Below are 15804 nucleotides of genomic sequence, written 5' to 3'. Positions count from 1 at the left end.
ATTGTTTCTTTGCCGGAACACCTGGTTATTTCAAATACCCCAGATCCTTCAGCTGCTTTTGGGCCGCATCCAAGTAAGCTTTATAATTCATAGACCCCTCCAGCGTTTTTAGGAAAGCGTCATATTCGCTAAGCGGTCTTTTGCCGTACACGAACTTGGCAAGCTCTTCTTCGATATATCGTCCTGCGTCCGCTGCGTTGTATCCCGTCGGATAATCGACAAACCCTACGAGCGATTGAATTCGCGGCTGTTTGTTGGAAAATTCGATGGATGAAGCCTGCTTGGCGAATTTCACCTGCAAGTAATCCATTTCGGGCCGCCCTGTGAATTGATACAGCCAGAAATATCCGCCTTCTTTGCCCATAAGATCGGTAGGTACAATTTTGCCGCCTTCCACATTGTAATGCTTGCCTTTGACGCCGTACTGAACCAGATTGGAGCCGTCTTTGCCGGAGACGTAGTTGATCAAGTCGAATACCTTTTGCAGCTTCTCCGGATTTTTCTCCAGTGCTTTCGGAATCGCATACAAGCCCGCGGTTTTCCCGATGTCCCATGCGCTCGCGAACTGGCCTCCCGGTCCTTTCAGCGCCCCGATTTGCACCCATTCCGCATTGGGGTTCACAGCTTTGATCTGCTCGACGAATTGATCCTTGGTCATGTTCGGCCAATCGATATAGATGATGCCTGCCTGCCCTTTAATCGCCTTTTGCTGGTGCTGTAAGCCTGAGTTCGCCATGATCTCGGGATCGACCGCTCCGGCGTCCGTCAGCTTCTTAATAAAGCCGAGCGCATCCTTCATTCCCGGATCGTATAACGCGTTCACCAGCTTGCCGTCCTTGAGGTACATGCTGGGACTACCGCCCTCGAATCCGACCCCGAATGCACCGAATACGGTACTGAACGTATCCAGCTTTTGGCCCGTAATCCCCATCGTATCCTTCTTCCCGTTGCCATCCGGGTCTTTCTCGCTGAATGCCTTCGCCACCTCCAGCAGCTCCTCGATCGTCGTCGGCAGCTTCATCCCTAATTTATCGAGCCAATCCTTGCGGATAAAATACGTATTGTACGGAATCGTCGGCGATTTGGCGATGGCGAATACTTTGCCGTTCATCGTTCCTTTCTTCAGGCTTTCCTCGCCGATGAAATCTTTGGCCGGCTTCAGCTTATCCATATAAGGCGTCAGATCGAGAAGCAGACCCTGCTCGGAAAACTGCTTGAGCTGCTGCCGGTCCACTCCGAACAAGTCGGGAAAATTGGCCGACGCCATGCGCACATTCAGCTGGTTCTTGTAATCGTCGCCGGAAGCGTAGACGGTCAGGTTCAAATCCGTGCCCAGCGCTTTGTCCAACTCCTGCTTGATAATGTCCTGATCCGGCGAAGGCAGGCCGTTGCCGGTTTCGATAATGTCGATTTTGACCGGCTTGCCCGGTGTACTCGTCCCGGTATTGCCGCCAGAAGCGGTAGTTGACTCCGGCTTGCCGCCGGAGCATCCCGCCAATGTAGCGCCCCCCAGCATCAACAATGCAAGCAGCCCTGCGAATTGGCTTCTTTTGTTCACTGAAATCCCCTTCTTTCTTGTTATATTGAAGCGGTCGCCCGGGTCCGGCTGCAGTCCGTCTCAGGCTGACCGTCATTCAACCTTTGACTGAACCAAGCAGCATCCCTTTGGTAAAGTGCTTTTGAATAAAAGGATAAATCACAATGATGGGCAAGCTCGCCGTCACGACCGAAGCCATCTGCATCGTCTCGGTAGGCAGCATGTTCTCTGCATTTTCCAGCGGCTGCTGGGTCAGCATCAACAGCTCCCGGATGACTACCTGCAGCGGAAACAGCGTGCGGTCGGTCACGTACATGATCGCCTGAAAAAACTCGTTCCAGTGACCTACCATATAAAACAAGCCGATAGTGAGCAGCGAAGGAACCGATAAAGGGACGACCAGCTGAAGCAAGATGCGAAACTCTCTGGCTCCGTCCATTCGGGCCGATTCGAACAGCTCCTCGGGCAAATTTTCAAAAAAGCTTTTCATCACAAGCACATTGAAGCTCCACACTGCATTAGGCAAAATCATCGCCCACACGGAATCGATCAATCCGAGCGATTTGACGATAAGATACGTCGGAATAATGCCTCCGCTGAACAGCATCGTGAAGACGACCAGCATCAGAAACATGGATCGTCCCGGCAATGCTTTCCGGCTCAACGGATAGGCCATCAGAGCGGTCAATACGAGATTGATAGCGGTTCCAACTATCGTAATGAAGATCGTCACCCAAAAGGCCTGCGGAATGGCGGATTCGGTAAACAGCTTGTGATAGGCGGTAAAGGTGACGGATTGGGGGATCAGGATGAAGCCGCCGTTTTTCAATACTTCAGAGAAAGGGGTGATCGATACGGACACGACGTACATGAGCGGGAATACCGCCGCCAAGCCGGCGAGGCCGAGGATGATGTAAACTACCGTGTCGACCAAACGCTCCTCGAAGCTTTTTACCATATGCCTTCACCCCACTTTCTAGACAAATGGTTCGAACCGATCACGAGCGCCATGCCGATCAGCGATTTGAACAGCCCTACAGCCGCGCCCAGGCTGAAGTTTAACTGCTGCAGGCCGGTACGGAATACCCAGGTGTCCAAGATATCGGCGACCTGATAGACCTGAATGTTGTATAAAATGTAGATTTGATCGAAGCCGGCATCCATTATGTGACCCAGCTTCAGGATCAGGAGCAGCACGATCACGTGCCGGATACCCGGCAGCGTAATGTGCCATATCATCCGTAACCGGCCGGCCCCGTCCACTCGCGCCGCCTCATATAACGTAGGGTCGATCGAGGTCATCGCCGCCAAATAGATGATCGCGCCCCACCCCAGATCCTTCCATATTTCCGAGCCGACGAGGATGATCCGGAAATAATCGAGGGAGGTCATGAATCCGATTGATTGCCCTCCCGCTTCTTCGATCCACCGGTTGAGCAGACCGGAGTTTTGCGACAACAGCGCTATCAGGATACCGTAAATGATGACCCACGATAAGAAATGGGGCATATACGTCAGCGTCTGCACGACTGTCTTGAACCAGCGGACACGGCATTCGTTAAGCAGCAGCGCCATCAGGATCGGCGGTATCGTCCCGAAGACAAGCTTGTATACACTGATAAGGATGGTGTTCACCATCAGCTGCGAAGCATACGGCGAGTTAAAAAACAGCTCAAAATGCTTGTACCATGGATCTGCCCACGGGCTCCCCATAATGCCCTCGAGCATTTGAAAATCTTTGAACGCAATAATGACGCCGTACATCGGGATATACTTGAAAATTACGTAATATAGCACCCCTGGCAGTAGCATGGCGTAGAAGGCCCGAAAGGCCCAAATCTGCTTTCCCGGCCACTTCGACTTTGCCACTCCCGATTGGGACGCCGGCAAGTCTTGAGCGGTCCATTGCTGCTCCACATTGATCACCTCTTCTCCATTGTCAGCGGCTAGCATTTCTATATTTGTAGTATAGCAAGCGCTTACAACGAGAGATATGCAGTGATCCTGCGAAAGTGTTTCAATTGTTGCTAACCTTCATTTCCTCGACGCTTTGCACCGGAAGGACGATGCGTATCAACGTGCCCGACTGAGGGATGCTCGAAATTCGAAGGCCGTATTCCACCCCGTAATGCAGCTGAATCCGCTCCTGGACATTCATGATTCCGATACCGGTAAACCGGTGCTTGCTGGGCGCTTTTCTGCGTTCGGCGAATACGCCGTCGAGCTGCTCTCCGCTCATCCCCACGCCGTTATCGCGCAGATAAATGTACAATCTTCCCCGGCGAACCACGGTTCGAATGCTGATGAGTCCTTCCGTTTTTTTCGGTACAATGCCATGAAATATCGCGTTTTCCACCAAAGGCTGCAGCGTCAGCTTCAGTACCTTGCAAGAAAGAGATAATGGGTCGATGCTACGCTCAATCGTAAACTTATTGCCGTAGCGGACCGTTTGAATATGAGCATACATTCGTAAGCCCTCCAGCTCCTCCTCCAGGCTGACGAACTCATCGCTCTTGTCGAAGCTGAACGAGAGCAAGCCGACCAAGGAACGGATCGTTTCCCTCACCTCGTCAATTTTTCGCTGCTTGGCTAGACTGCTGATGCATGCGAGTGTGTTGTACAAGAAGTGCGGCGCGATTTGGCTTTGCAGCATTTTGAGCTCATACTGCTTCTTTCGCTGCTCCATCTCTCTTGTCTCGGTCAGCAGGTGATGAATCCGTTCCATCATCGCGTTGTAGCTTTTGGCCAGCCGGCCTATTTCATCGTCCTGCTGAACGGATATCGTGGGAAGCACCTCCATATCGTGCACCCGGTCCATTTTGGCTACCAGCTTCCGCACCGGATACGTAACAAAGCGGCTCATCATATACGAGCTCACCAGCAAAATCAACAGCCAAACGAGCGCCGCCGTCTTATAGTTGTTGTACAAAATGATCACGTTTTGATAAAAGAAGCTGTCTTCTATGAACGCGATAAAATACCAGCCAAGCCGGTTCATTCCCGATTTGACGGCGATGAGCTTATCCTTGGCTCCATCCATTTCGGTAATCCCGATAGGCAAATCACTAATTTCCGTTACGAAGTCCTCCTTCAATTCAGGAGGGAACATCGTCGTATCGTAAGGCAGCAGCGTGTAATAAAACAGCGGCCAGCTGGAATCGTACGTATTGACGACGTTGCTCTTGTTCGTAATGATCGTAAACGTCTGATCCTTGGAATTCATGAACTGCGCCAACGTATTCGTCAGCTTCACCAGGTCGATTTCGATGACAGCCATGCCTTTCATGGCTCCCCCCGATTTGGAAATAATAGGAAGAACAAAGGCTACCGTTCTGCCTGACAAGGGGGATTCGTAGGGCTCGCTGATGAAGACGCCGTAGCTTCTTTGCGCCTGCGAATACAGCTTGGTCAAATACGGATTTCCGATAATATCCAAATAGACCTGCGTATTGGACAGCGCTTTGCCGTCGGAGCGGACAAGGTACAACGTTCGGTACAGCGTGCTGTTCTTCTCCGCATATTGGCGAAGCACACGGACCGCCTCCTCCTCGTGCCCTTCGTCCAGCAGGTCGTCTCTTGTAGACAACAGGAGCAAGATGTTCTGTACATTGTCCAAATAGGCGTTCAAATACAAATTGGTCCGGTCGATAATAATCTGTGCGTCCGAAAGCACCTGCTTGCGGAACAGCTGCTCCGCATCCTGCAAATTGTTCCATGCAAGCAGACCAAAAAGCACTGACGTTCCCATAAACAGAAACAGAAAGTGCTTCATCGCCATGCTCCAGCCGTTAATCCATCGAAGTCCCCGTTGTATCATCACATTCAACCTTTCTTGTACTCCGTCGGAGAAACCCCGGTCCGGTTGCGGAATAGAACCGAAAAATATCGGTAGCTTGGAATTCCAACCTGCTCGGCTACTTCATATACTTTCAATGTCGTTGATTTCAGCAAGTGCACCGCTTTGTCCATCCGAAGCCGCGTCACATACTCGTTGAACGACTCCCCCACTTCCTCCCGAAACAGACGGCTGAAGTAAAACGAGCTCAGTCCGACATCCTCCGCAATTTGCGTAAGTGTGATCGGCTCCGCAAGCCGATCGGCTATCCGCTGCTTCGCCAGGACAATCTCCTTGCGGCATTTGCCTTGTGAGACCGGAACGCTCTCCAGCTCTCTCGATATATGCGCTGTTAATTCTTCGAGCGTTGGAGACAGCAATATGCTGTGCATCGAAGCCGCATCATCGGCTCCGCCTTCTTCCTCCTCCGGCTTGGACCACTCCGTGCGGAGCTTTAGTATCCACCGTTTAAGCTGCTCCGGCTCCGGGCGGCATTGCTCCGCCCATGTAGGGAACGATTGGCGGAAAAATTGCGCCAGCTGTCCGGAGGAAGCCGCCGCTTTACGGATCGATGTCGTCAGCTTCTCTTTATCCGCTGCATCCCGGTTGCCGCTCTGAAAGCCCCGCTCGATGTCGTAGACTGTTCCCGAACGGTCGTAAAATAAGACGCCACCCGGAATTTGGGTTCCGGCTGCTGAACGCAGCAAGCTGTCTGAACCGTCGATCTCGGGCCCCAGCAGAGCATAATAGCGGATTGCGTCGCTGATATAAGACAGCCTGCGCTCCATTTCCTCGTGAAGCTTGGCTAGAAACTCCTTTACTTTTGACAAAAGCTCCGTTCGGGACGGTGACTCTTCACGCTCCGCCAAAAGTAAATAGTTCATGCTCTCCAATGGAATCCAGTGGCGGATGAATCCCTCTGTGCCTCTCCATTCTCCCAGTAAGGACTGCAGCTCACGCTGGACATACAGCTCATCGGCCTCCCGGACACATACGCAAAGCCGCACAATAGTCGCCGGCCACTTTACGCCCCACTGCTGCAGGGGACCGGTAACCTCACGCTCGATGCCGCCATCCAGCACCTCCATGCCTGAATAATGCGTGAGCCATTTGGAGATGTCCCATCGCAGGCGGTCCGACTCATTGTGGCGGTGATTGCGCTCTCGCGCTATCGCGAGCCGGGCTTTATCCAGCACTTGAACCATGTCGGAATCAAGCAGCGACACTTTGATTAAATACTCCAATGCGCCCCACTTCAATGCCTCCCGAGCATATTCAAAATCGCTGTGGCATGTCAGTACGACAACTTGCGTATAAGGAAATTGCTGTTTGATGCTGCGGAACAAGTCCAGTCCGTTCATGACCGGCATTGTAATGTCGGTTATAACCAGATCCGGCGTCAGCTTGCGGCACAGGTCCAGCGCTTCTTCACCGTTCTCGGCTTCACCTACAAGCTCGGCGTGATGCTGCCGCCATGGAAACGATCGAAGCTCCTCACGAAGCGGCAGCTCGTCATCTACAACCAATACGTTCAATGGCAGCGAACCGGATTGACCCATCATCTGCTTTGCCCCCATTCCATTACATTTAAGCGCTTTCAACGATCTACACTATAATGATAACACACCCTGAAGGGATAACTTATACAGGAATTTTGCGAAAATGTATAAAAAACAGCGGCTCATGGCAGATAGAACACAGACCGAAGCAAGCGGCAGCAGGCATTTCGCGAACCCATGCGTTGAAATAATTACCGTTTTGGTCGGGCATACTACGAACCGTGAAAGGAGGTTCTTTCCCTATGAATGACAACTTAACCGGAGATACGACCAGTTGGGTTAACAAGCTTCACGACACCCAGCAAAAAGACGAAAAAAACCGCAAGCAGCAAGGAAGCGGCCATCCCGAAAAGGCGCTGCCGACCGAGCAGCACCGCAAGGGCAACTAGCCGCTTGCGAAATCGTGATTCCACGAATTACACGTGGAGCGATCGGTTCCGCTCGGGAAGCCGCCTAGGCCGCCATTCCCGCACGAACAAGCAAAGAAGCACCCCGAACGCGGGGTGCTTCTTCTATTTATACATGCTCGAGCCAGTGAAGCTCCTCCGGAGTGAGCCGGATCAGCGCGCCGTCACGGCAGGATTCCAGCTCGGAGCGGTCTCTCGCTCCGATCAGCGCCCCCGTCGGGAACGGCTGATTGATCACATAAGCCAGAGCAATCTGGATCATGGAGACTCCCTTTTGCGCCGCCAACTCTTGGGCGCGGCGAAGTCGTTCCCAGTTCGCGTCGCTGTAATAGACGCGCACGATCTCTTTGTTGTCCAGCACTTCCGGCGAGAATCGGCCGGTGAAGAAGCCTCTTGCCTGCGAGGACCAGGACAACAGCGGCATCTGTGTCCGCTCATGCCAGGCGCAGGTTTCCGTGTCGGCCGATACGCAGCCTTTCCAATGCGGCTCGTTCGGCTTGGCAAGACTCAGGTTAGGGCTGCTGAAGGTGAAGCCCTGCAGGCCGTTGGCGGCGGCGTAATCGTTCGCCTCCTGCATTCTTTCGTGCGTCCAGTTGGAGGCGCCGATCGCGTGAAGGCGTCCCGCTTGAATATGCTCGTTCAAGCAGTCGATAATCACCTTCACCGGTACTTCCACATCGTCCCGGTGAAGGGCGTACAAATCGATGTAATCGGTTCCGAGCCGTTTCAAGCTTGTAGCCAGATCGCTTGCGATGGCTTCGGGATTCACGCGCGGCCCATCCGCATTATGGTGAGCCCCTTTGGTCAAGATGACGACCTGATCCCGGTTGCCCCGCTCTTTCATCCATTTGCCGATCGTCTCTTCGCTTTGCCCGCCGCAATATATATGCGCCGTATCGATCGTGTTGCCGCCGATCTCGAAATAATTGTCCAACACATTGCAGACGGTATCGTATACGTCATGAGTGAAAAAATCAGTACCTTGAATCAGGTTGGATACGGGCTTACGCGAACCTTGAATTTGAATGGTTTCCATGGATACGGCTCCTCCTTAGGACAATACAACGCGTACGCGTTCTTGTGCGGATTTCAAGCAAGCATCAATGACTTTCATATTCAGAACGGCATCGGACGGCTCAAACCGCTGAGGCTTTCCTTCCAGAACACTACGGCCCAAATCGTCAGCCTGCAGCGCATACTGATTCACGTATGGAACGGCTACCTCTCTGCGCTCACCCTTGGCGATGACAAAGAAGTGATCGTCGGCATTTTGACGGGAAACATAGGCGCTAGGCACTTCGATGCGTCCGTCGGTCCCGATAACCTCCAACACATTGCGTCCTGCCGCCCACATCCCGCAATCGAAGGTCAGCGCTACGCTGTCAGGGAATTCCAGCAAGCCGGCTGCCATCATATCGACGTGATCATGATCCGGCGAGAAGAATGCATGAACGGTAGCGGCTTGCGGCTCTTGCTCAAGCAGGAAGCGCGCTGCGCTGATCGGATACACGCCGACATCGTACAAGGATCCGCCGCCCATAAACTGCTTGTAGCGGACATTGTTCGCGTCCTTCGCGTTGTTGAAGGTGAAAGCTCCGTGAATGCCCCGAATCGTCCCGATCTCCCCGGAACGGATAATCTCTTTAATCATCTCGTAACGCGGATGATGACGGTACATGAACGCTTCCGCCAGCTTCACGCCTGCTTTGGCGCATGCAGCAACCATCTCTTCGGTTTCTTCCGCATTCAAAGCAATCGGCTTCTCGCACAGCACATGCTTGCCTGCTTCCGCCGCACGGATTGTCCACTCCTTATGCAAATGGTTCGGAAGCGGAATGTAAACGGCATCAATTGTGTCATCAGCCAAAATCGCCTCGTAGCTTCCATACGATTTCGGAATGTTAAGCTGCGCTGCAGTCTCTCTCGCTTTCTGCTCGTCACGGCTGGCAATTGCCGTAACCTCACCCGTTTGCGATTGTTGAATGCCTGGAATGACCGCCCTTTTTGCAATTCCGGCGCATCCCAGAACGCCCCAACGCAATTTCCCTTGACTCATTACGATTCCAGCTCCTTTTTTGAAGAAAGAATATGTAGTACTTTATTGCTATTATATTGAACTATAATTAAAATGAAAATAGTAGCTTTTTGCACATCGATATAACAATATTGTCATCACTGGAGCTGAAAATAATGAGAAGACAACGGCTGCTCCCCACCTTGACGGAGCATGCATACTTTTGCCTGCCCGAATCCGTCGGCTGGTACATAGACGAGCCCGGACACACGGTTTCCCGCCAGGAAGGAGCCTTGAATAATTTCAGCATCCATCTGATTGTCGGAGGCAAAGGCTATTTGGAGACGGACAACGAGGTATATACATTGCAGACGGGCGACGCCTTCTTGTATTTCCCCCTGCAGGAGCAATCGTACTATTCCTGCCCGGATGATCCGTGGGACGTCCGCTGGGTTCATTTTTACGGCTCCAAGGTGAAGGATTATTTGTTGGAAAGCGGCCTGCACCGCTCTCATCTATGGACCCTCCGCCAATGGAAGCCTCTGGAGCAGGCATTGCACGATCTGCTGCTGGAAGCGGAGGAAAACACCTTTTTCCAGCTCACCAGGCTGTCCACTTTGACTTATTCCGTTATCGCCGAGTTCGTCAATCAAGCCGCTCCGCTTACTTCGAATAAAAGCATGGAGACGACCGACCGGATTGTTCAGCTACTCCCTCTGCTCCAGCAGGAGGCATGCAAGCCGTTCGAGCTTGATTATTGGGCCCAGCAGGCCGGGATCAGCACTTATTACTTTTGCAAGCTGTTTAAGAAGGTTACGCAAATGACCCCCATGACGTTCGTCACGTTATGCAGGCTGCAGATCAGCAAGCAGTGGCTATTGGAAAAAAGCGACCTGCCGATTCGGCAGATCGCTCTGGATGCCGGCTATCCCAGCACAAGCTATTTTAACAAAAGGTTTCTTGAACAAGAAGGCATGACGCCGACGGAGTACCGGGAGCTGTATTGGAAATGATCATGACCTGGCACACTCCCTGCTGCCGAAACGAAGCAGGATAAAGCTAAGGTGGCGGTACATCTCCACGCGTTCCGAATGACTTATGGATAACTTAAGGATGATAGCGGCACGCACGGTTCCTTCCTTCTTGCTTTGCGCGGTACAGCGCTTTGTCCGCCATCGACACGATATCCTGCGGCTCCGCTCCCGGGTACGGAATGATCGAGGCCACTCCCAGGCTGACCGTGAGATGCTGCCCCGCCTTGGAGCCGATATGCTGAATGCGCAAGGCTGCGACAGCCTCCCTGATGTTCTCTGCAGCCTGCATCGCTTGCTCCAGCTTGGTCGCAGGCAGGATAACCGCGAATTCTTCGCCTCCATACCGGGCCGGATAATCGTTCTCCTGCCGGACGGACGCTGCAATGGCCGCAGCCACCTGCTTTAGGCATTGGTCTCCTCCCAAATGACTGTACGTGTCGTTGTATCGTTTGAAATAATCGATATCCAGCAAAATGAAGGATAACGCCTGCGAATGGCTAACGGCATGATCCCAGCACTCCCTCAGCGATTCGTCCAGGGAGCGACGATTCGGAATTTGCGTCAGTCCGTCCAATCTTGACAATTGGCACAGCATCCGGTTGGCCTCCATCAGCTTCGCTTCTGCGAGCTTTTTCTGGGTCACATCCGCGATAACGAATAAGTAGCTGTTCATGCTGCTGCCATTTTCTCTGACCTGGCTGATCATCACGCTCACATCGATCGACTGGCCGCCCTGCTTCGTGAACGTCCATTCCTTCTCCGCTGCTTCCCCTTGTATCTCCGCCTCCATCAATGGATCAGCATGAACGATACTCCTATACTTCGGCCGTTCCCCATACCCGGCTTCGTCTTCGGGCACCAGCGCGATCTCCCGATCCTGCGCAAGCAGCACGACAGTCAGCTTGTCCACCGTCTCCTGTGCCCGATAGCCCAGCATCTTCTCCGCTCCGCTGTTGAACATCGTGACCTTCCCGCGTTCATCCGTAACAAGGAATGCCAAATCCGAAGGGGCATGAAAAATCGCTTCATGCAAAGACGCGAGCCGCCGGTACCTTGCTTCGCTTCGCTCCAGCTGAACGACCAGCTCGTCGGCATTGTGCAAATGTCGGATCAACCCGGCGACAAAGAGTCCGCCGAGCGTTATTAACGTCGTGAAGGACACGATAATATGGCTGGCCGGATTCATGTCGAACAGCCAGAATAGGCTTCCCGATATGACCAAAGCACTCATGAAAATGGACATCATCCATCTTTTCCAGTAATGTTGTATGTAATGGGCAATCATTCCGCTGCCCGCTCCGACGATCAAGGCCGTTGCCGCAGCGGTGAGGGACGACTTGTTCATCCCGCCGAACAACGTGATTCGGCCTAACCCGATAATGATGCCTGACAGCAGGGAAGCGTGAATGCCGCCGAATTGCGCCGCCGCCAAAATAATGATTTGCCTCAAATCCAATATGGTTACGTTGTCAATGTGGACGCTGAAATACATGAGCACGATGCCGAATAGGCCATGCAGCGCTCCTACCTTCCATCGGTACGCCTTGTCGTTCAGGCCAAGCGGTGCCGCCGGTTTAAGCAGTCTGCTTGACAAAAAAATAAATGCGGTTAATAATGCCAAATTGACAATCAAATCTTTGGTCATACGGCTCACCTCTCAGCAACTTTCATTTCATCGTATCACCGATTTTTTAGGAAAGTATTAGATACATTTCAACAATATTTGACAAAGGAGTCCCTAATCCCGTTATGAAATCACTTGTACTTGCCGAAAAGCCGAGCGTTGCTAAAGAAATAGCGCGGGTCCTAGGCTGCAACCAAAAGCAAAAGCATTACATGGAAGGTCCCAAGCACGTAGTTACCTGGGCGCTGGGCCATCTGGTCACGTTAGCCGAGCCCGAGGATTACGACGCCAAATATAAAGCGTGGAATCTCGAAGATCTCCCTCTTCTCCCCGAGCGGATGAAGCTGAAGGTCATCAAGGAAACGACGCCTCAATTCCGGGCAATTCAACAGCTGGCTCAGCGCAGCGATCTGGAGCAGCTCATTATCGCCACGGATGCCGGACGCGAGGGCGAGCTCGTAGCCCGGTGGATTATGGAGCTCATTCGCTGGCGCAAGCCGTTTGTGCGCTTGTGGATTTCGTCCCAAACCGATAAAGCGATCCGCGACGGCTTCGCCAGCCTGAAGCCGGGACGCAATTACGATGCGTTGTTCCAATCCGCCGTTTGCCGCGCAGAAGCGGATTGGCTGATCGGACTCAATTTGACGCGGGCGCTGACGTGCAAATATAATGCACAGCTGGCTGCAGGGCGCGTACAAACGCCTACGCTGGCGATGCTGATGAATCGAGAGAAGGAAATTCGAAGCTTCCAGTCCAAAGATTACTGGCTGCTGAAGGCCCAGCTTCCGGGCTTCCAGGCGTGGTGGCGCAGCAAGCAGCAACCGGACGGACGCTGGTACGATAAAGAAGCGGCAGACGCCATGGTGCAGCGTCTTCAGAAGAGCAAGGCTGTCGTAGCGGAATTGAAAGTATCCGAGAAGACCGAGCCGCAGCCGCTGGCCTATGATTTGACGGAGCTGCAGCGGGACGCCAACAAGAAGTACGGCTTCTCTGCCAAGCAGACGTCGAACGTGCTGCAGAAGCTGTATGAGCAGCATAAGCTGGTTACTTATCCGCGGACGGATTCGCGTTACCTGACTTCGGACATGGTATCGACCCTGCCGGCGCGTCTAGAAAGTCTTACGGTGCAGCCGTATGCACCGCTCGTCAAGCCGCTGCTCCGCAAGCCGCTGCCGGTTACCAAGCGGATTGTCGATGACAGCAAAGTGTCCGATCACCATGCCATCATCCCGACGGAGCAAGCGCCTCTTCTTCATACGCTGAGTGCGGATGAGCGCAAACTGTACGATTTGATCGTGCGCCGCTTCATCGCATTGTTTTATCCCGTATTCCGCTATGACGAGACTTCTGTGACAGTAGAGCTGGGCGGAGAGCGTTTTTATGCCAAAGGCAGGGTTACGAAGGATGCCGGCTGGAAAGCTCTCTACGGTCAGGACACGGCATCAACGTCCTCCGATAACGATCAGGATGAGGACAATGAGCTCGATTCGCAGCGGCAATCGCTGCCGGCGCTGAAGCTCGGCGAAACGCTTCGTGAAGCCCAGTGCAGCTTGGAAAAGCGCCAGACTCAGCCTCCCGCCCGATATACGGAAGCCGCCTTGTTATCGGTAATGGAAAAGAATAACCTCGGTACGCCGGCCACCCGCGCCGACATCATCGAGAAGCTGCTTCAGACGGATACGATCGAGCGCAAGATGAACACGCTCCAGCCTACCGGCAAAGGCGCCCAGCTTATTGAGCTTGTGGCTCCAACGCTCCGTTCGCCGGAATTGACGGCCCGCTGGGAACAGGAGCTGGAGAGAATTGCCAAAGGAAACGGCAATATGAAGACTTTCCTTCAAGGGATACGCGAGCAGGCGACATCGATGGTTCGCGAGGTTAAGAACAGCACGACCGAGTACAAGCCTCATAACCTCACTCATTCCAAATGTCCGGAATGCGGCAAAGCACTTCAGGAAATCAAGGGCAAGCGAGGGAAAATGCTCGTCTGCATCGACCGGGAATGCGGGTACAAACGGGCGGGCGAGCCGATGCTCTCCAATAAGAGATGTGCGCAATGCCATAAAAAGATGGAAATCCATACCGGCAAAGCCGGGAAATACGCGCAATGCCGATCCTGCAACGTGATCGAGATGCTGAATGACGAATCGCGCGCGGGCGGGAAAGCCGCCAAACGGAACAGCAAGCAAATGATTCAACAATTCAGCGATAATGTGAATATCGGGTCCAGCCTTGGGGATGCTCTCAAAGCTGCGCTCAATAAACAAAAAGAAGATTGAGGCTCCCATGCCCAATCTTCTTTTTCCTTTTCTATAGGCGCCTTTGCGGCAAGGCAAAACAAGATAAATCAAGCCCTGCACTCCACCGCGCTATCATCCTGAGCTAAATTCCCGCAGCGCTCAGCAGCTTCTGCTTCGCTTGTAGCTCGTAGTAATCGCGCAGCTGGTTTTTCTCCGCTTCCGTGAATTGATACTCGCAATCACGTCCTTCGTCCTGAGGAACGATCTGGACGATATCGCCGGAGTACGTACAGATAAGCAGCGCGCTCAAGTCACTAATATCTTCGGGCAATTCGCCCCGATCCGGCAGATCAAACCGGACCTCCACATCGATCCATTGCTCGTCGCGCAAATCGATGGTCGAGCGCATATTCATAAATCTCAGCTCTCGAATATCTACGGAGCCGTACGCTATCATGCAATCCACCTCTTCCTACAAGCCAAGCCTGCGCTCATTTCAACGCCTTTTTTTTGCCTACAAGATCTTGCAACGCCATATCGATATATGGAAATTGATAATGGAACTCGTATTCGGTCGCCAAATAAGGGAATACTTTTTGCCCTTCCAATATCAGTGTCGACAGTTCTCCGAACAGCAGCTTCATGACAAACCCCGGCACCGGAAACAAATGCGGTCTATGCAGCACTTTGCCTAATGTCCGGCCGAACTCGTCGTTAGTCACCGGATGCGGAGCCGTCGCGTTCACTTGCTCTATGATATCGTCGTTCTGTATACAGAACTCGATCAAACGGCATAGATCATGAATATGGATCCAGGACATCACCTGCTTGCCGCTGCCTATTCTTCCTCCTACGCCCAGCTTATACGGCAGCAGCATCCGCGGGAATGCGCCTCCGTCGTTCCCCAGAACGAGACCGAGCCGCAGCTTCACGAGACGGGTACCCCGAATCTGCTTCATTGCTTCCTCCCACTGTTGAACCACTCCGGACAGGAAGTCCATGACACGCGGCTCGCTGTGCTCTACGAACGATTCGGTTTCCGATGTTCCGTAGATGGAAATGCCGGATGCGTTCACAACGACTTCGGGCTTCTTCTCCATTCGTGATACGATATCGGCTATTTGTGCTACGGATTCGAGTCTCGACTGCAGAATCCGTTCTTTCGCTGCATTCGTCCATCGCTGGTTAATGGTCTCCCCGGCCAAATTCACGATAACGTCGGTTCCCTCCATCACCTTAACGTCGGATTTCAGGTCCGACCAGGTTACATTGCGGATTAACGCATGATTGGACGCACGACGCTGACGCGATATGAGGATCAGGGATATTTTCCGTTCCAAAAAATATCGAATCAAATGCTGTCCGATAAACCCGGAACCGCCTGCAATGGCAATCTTCATGTAGGATTACTCACCTTCACCAATAAATTTGAATAAGTTACCATCATTATATACCAAACCCGCCCATAAGCAAAAAAAAAAAGCACAAACCGAATCGCTTCGGCTTGTGCCTTTTGTCGTTACATTTCGTCAGTCCATCTAATACCCTTTAATG

13 protein-coding genes are annotated in these 15804 nt (G+C 52.7%); 3 read left to right on the top strand and 10 right to left on the bottom strand.

Translation table 11 applies throughout. The features are described 5' to 3' along the window. Positions 1–25: 25 nt before the first annotated feature. From ACFQ88_RS01865 to ACFQ88_RS01845, 5 genes are all read right to left on the bottom strand, one after another. Complete coding sequence (locus ACFQ88_RS01865) at positions 26–1516, bottom strand: extracellular solute-binding protein (RefSeq protein WP_379453533.1); 1491 nt, start codon at positions 1514–1516, stop codon at positions 26–28. 118 nt (positions 1517–1634) lie between these two features. Beyond that, entirely contained in the window at positions 1635–2495 is an 861-nt protein-coding gene (locus tag ACFQ88_RS01860) for a carbohydrate ABC transporter permease (protein WP_379451441.1), read from the bottom strand. Beyond that, on the bottom strand, positions 2489–3454 hold the full coding sequence (locus tag ACFQ88_RS01855; RefSeq protein ID WP_379451440.1) for an ABC transporter permease: 966 nt from the start codon (positions 3452–3454) through the stop codon (positions 2489–2491). Before ACFQ88_RS01855 ends, ACFQ88_RS01860 begins: the two co-directional genes overlap by 7 nt. A gap of 100 nt (positions 3455–3554) precedes the next feature. Next, entirely contained in the window at positions 3555–5354 is a 1800-nt protein-coding gene (locus ACFQ88_RS01850) for a cache domain-containing sensor histidine kinase (RefSeq protein ID WP_379451439.1), read from the bottom strand. A gap of 5 nt (positions 5355–5359) precedes the next feature. Continuing rightward, the gene (locus ACFQ88_RS01845) at positions 5360–6934 is read right to left on the bottom strand and encodes a response regulator transcription factor (RefSeq protein ID WP_379451438.1); all 1575 of its coding nucleotides are present in this window, start codon (positions 6932–6934) and stop codon (positions 5360–5362) included. Between the two features lie 239 nt (positions 6935–7173). Here ACFQ88_RS01845 and ACFQ88_RS01840 point away from each other — a divergent pair, with 239 nt between their 5' ends. Beyond that, positions 7174–7320: a DUF4023 domain-containing protein gene (locus ACFQ88_RS01840; protein ID WP_239634705.1), complete on the top strand. Its 147-nt coding sequence runs from the start codon at positions 7174–7176 to the stop codon at positions 7318–7320. 127 nt (positions 7321–7447) lie between these two features. Here ACFQ88_RS01840 and ACFQ88_RS01835 read toward each other — a convergent pair whose 3' ends face one another. Continuing rightward, positions 7448–8374, bottom strand: a complete 927-nt coding sequence (locus tag ACFQ88_RS01835; protein ID WP_239634704.1) for an aldo/keto reductase — start codon at positions 8372–8374, stop codon at positions 7448–7450. Positions 8375–8389: 15 nt separating this feature from the next. Continuing rightward, the gene (locus ACFQ88_RS01830; RefSeq protein WP_379451437.1) at positions 8390–9394 is read right to left on the bottom strand and encodes a Gfo/Idh/MocA family protein; all 1005 of its coding nucleotides are present in this window, start codon (positions 9392–9394) and stop codon (positions 8390–8392) included. Positions 9395–9528: 134 nt separating this feature from the next. Here ACFQ88_RS01830 and ACFQ88_RS01825 point away from each other — a divergent pair, with 134 nt between their 5' ends. Continuing rightward, the gene (locus ACFQ88_RS01825; protein WP_379451436.1) at positions 9529–10365 is read left to right on the top strand and encodes an AraC family transcriptional regulator; all 837 of its coding nucleotides are present in this window, start codon (positions 9529–9531) and stop codon (positions 10363–10365) included. Between the two features lie 94 nt (positions 10366–10459). Here ACFQ88_RS01825 and ACFQ88_RS01820 read toward each other — a convergent pair whose 3' ends face one another. Then, complete coding sequence (locus tag ACFQ88_RS01820) at positions 10460–12031, bottom strand: diguanylate cyclase (protein ID WP_379451435.1); 1572 nt, start codon at positions 12029–12031, stop codon at positions 10460–10462. 104 nt (positions 12032–12135) lie between these two features. Between ACFQ88_RS01820 and ACFQ88_RS01815 the strand changes: the two genes are divergently transcribed. Continuing rightward, entirely contained in the window at positions 12136–14289 is a 2154-nt protein-coding gene (locus tag ACFQ88_RS01815; protein WP_239634699.1) for a DNA topoisomerase III, read from the top strand. A gap of 103 nt (positions 14290–14392) precedes the next feature. Here the strand turns inward: ACFQ88_RS01815 and ACFQ88_RS01810 are convergent, their stop codons facing one another. Together ACFQ88_RS01810 and ACFQ88_RS01805 are read right to left on the bottom strand one after the other, a co-directional pair. Continuing rightward, the gene (locus ACFQ88_RS01810) at positions 14393–14707 is read right to left on the bottom strand and encodes a hypothetical protein (RefSeq protein WP_379451434.1); all 315 of its coding nucleotides are present in this window, start codon (positions 14705–14707) and stop codon (positions 14393–14395) included. A 34-nt stretch (positions 14708–14741) separates the two neighbouring features. Continuing rightward, a complete protein-coding gene (locus ACFQ88_RS01805; protein ID WP_239634694.1) occupies positions 14742–15650 on the bottom strand; it encodes a TIGR01777 family oxidoreductase in 909 nt (302 codons plus the stop codon). Between the last annotated feature and the right edge of the window lie 154 nt (positions 15651–15804).

This window comes from Paenibacillus sp. NPDC056579, assembly GCF_042793215.1.
In the GTDB taxonomy this organism is placed as follows: Bacteria; Bacillota; Bacilli; order Paenibacillales; family NBRC-103111; genus Paenibacillus_S.
This window is presented reverse-complemented; position numbering and strand designations above follow the sequence as displayed.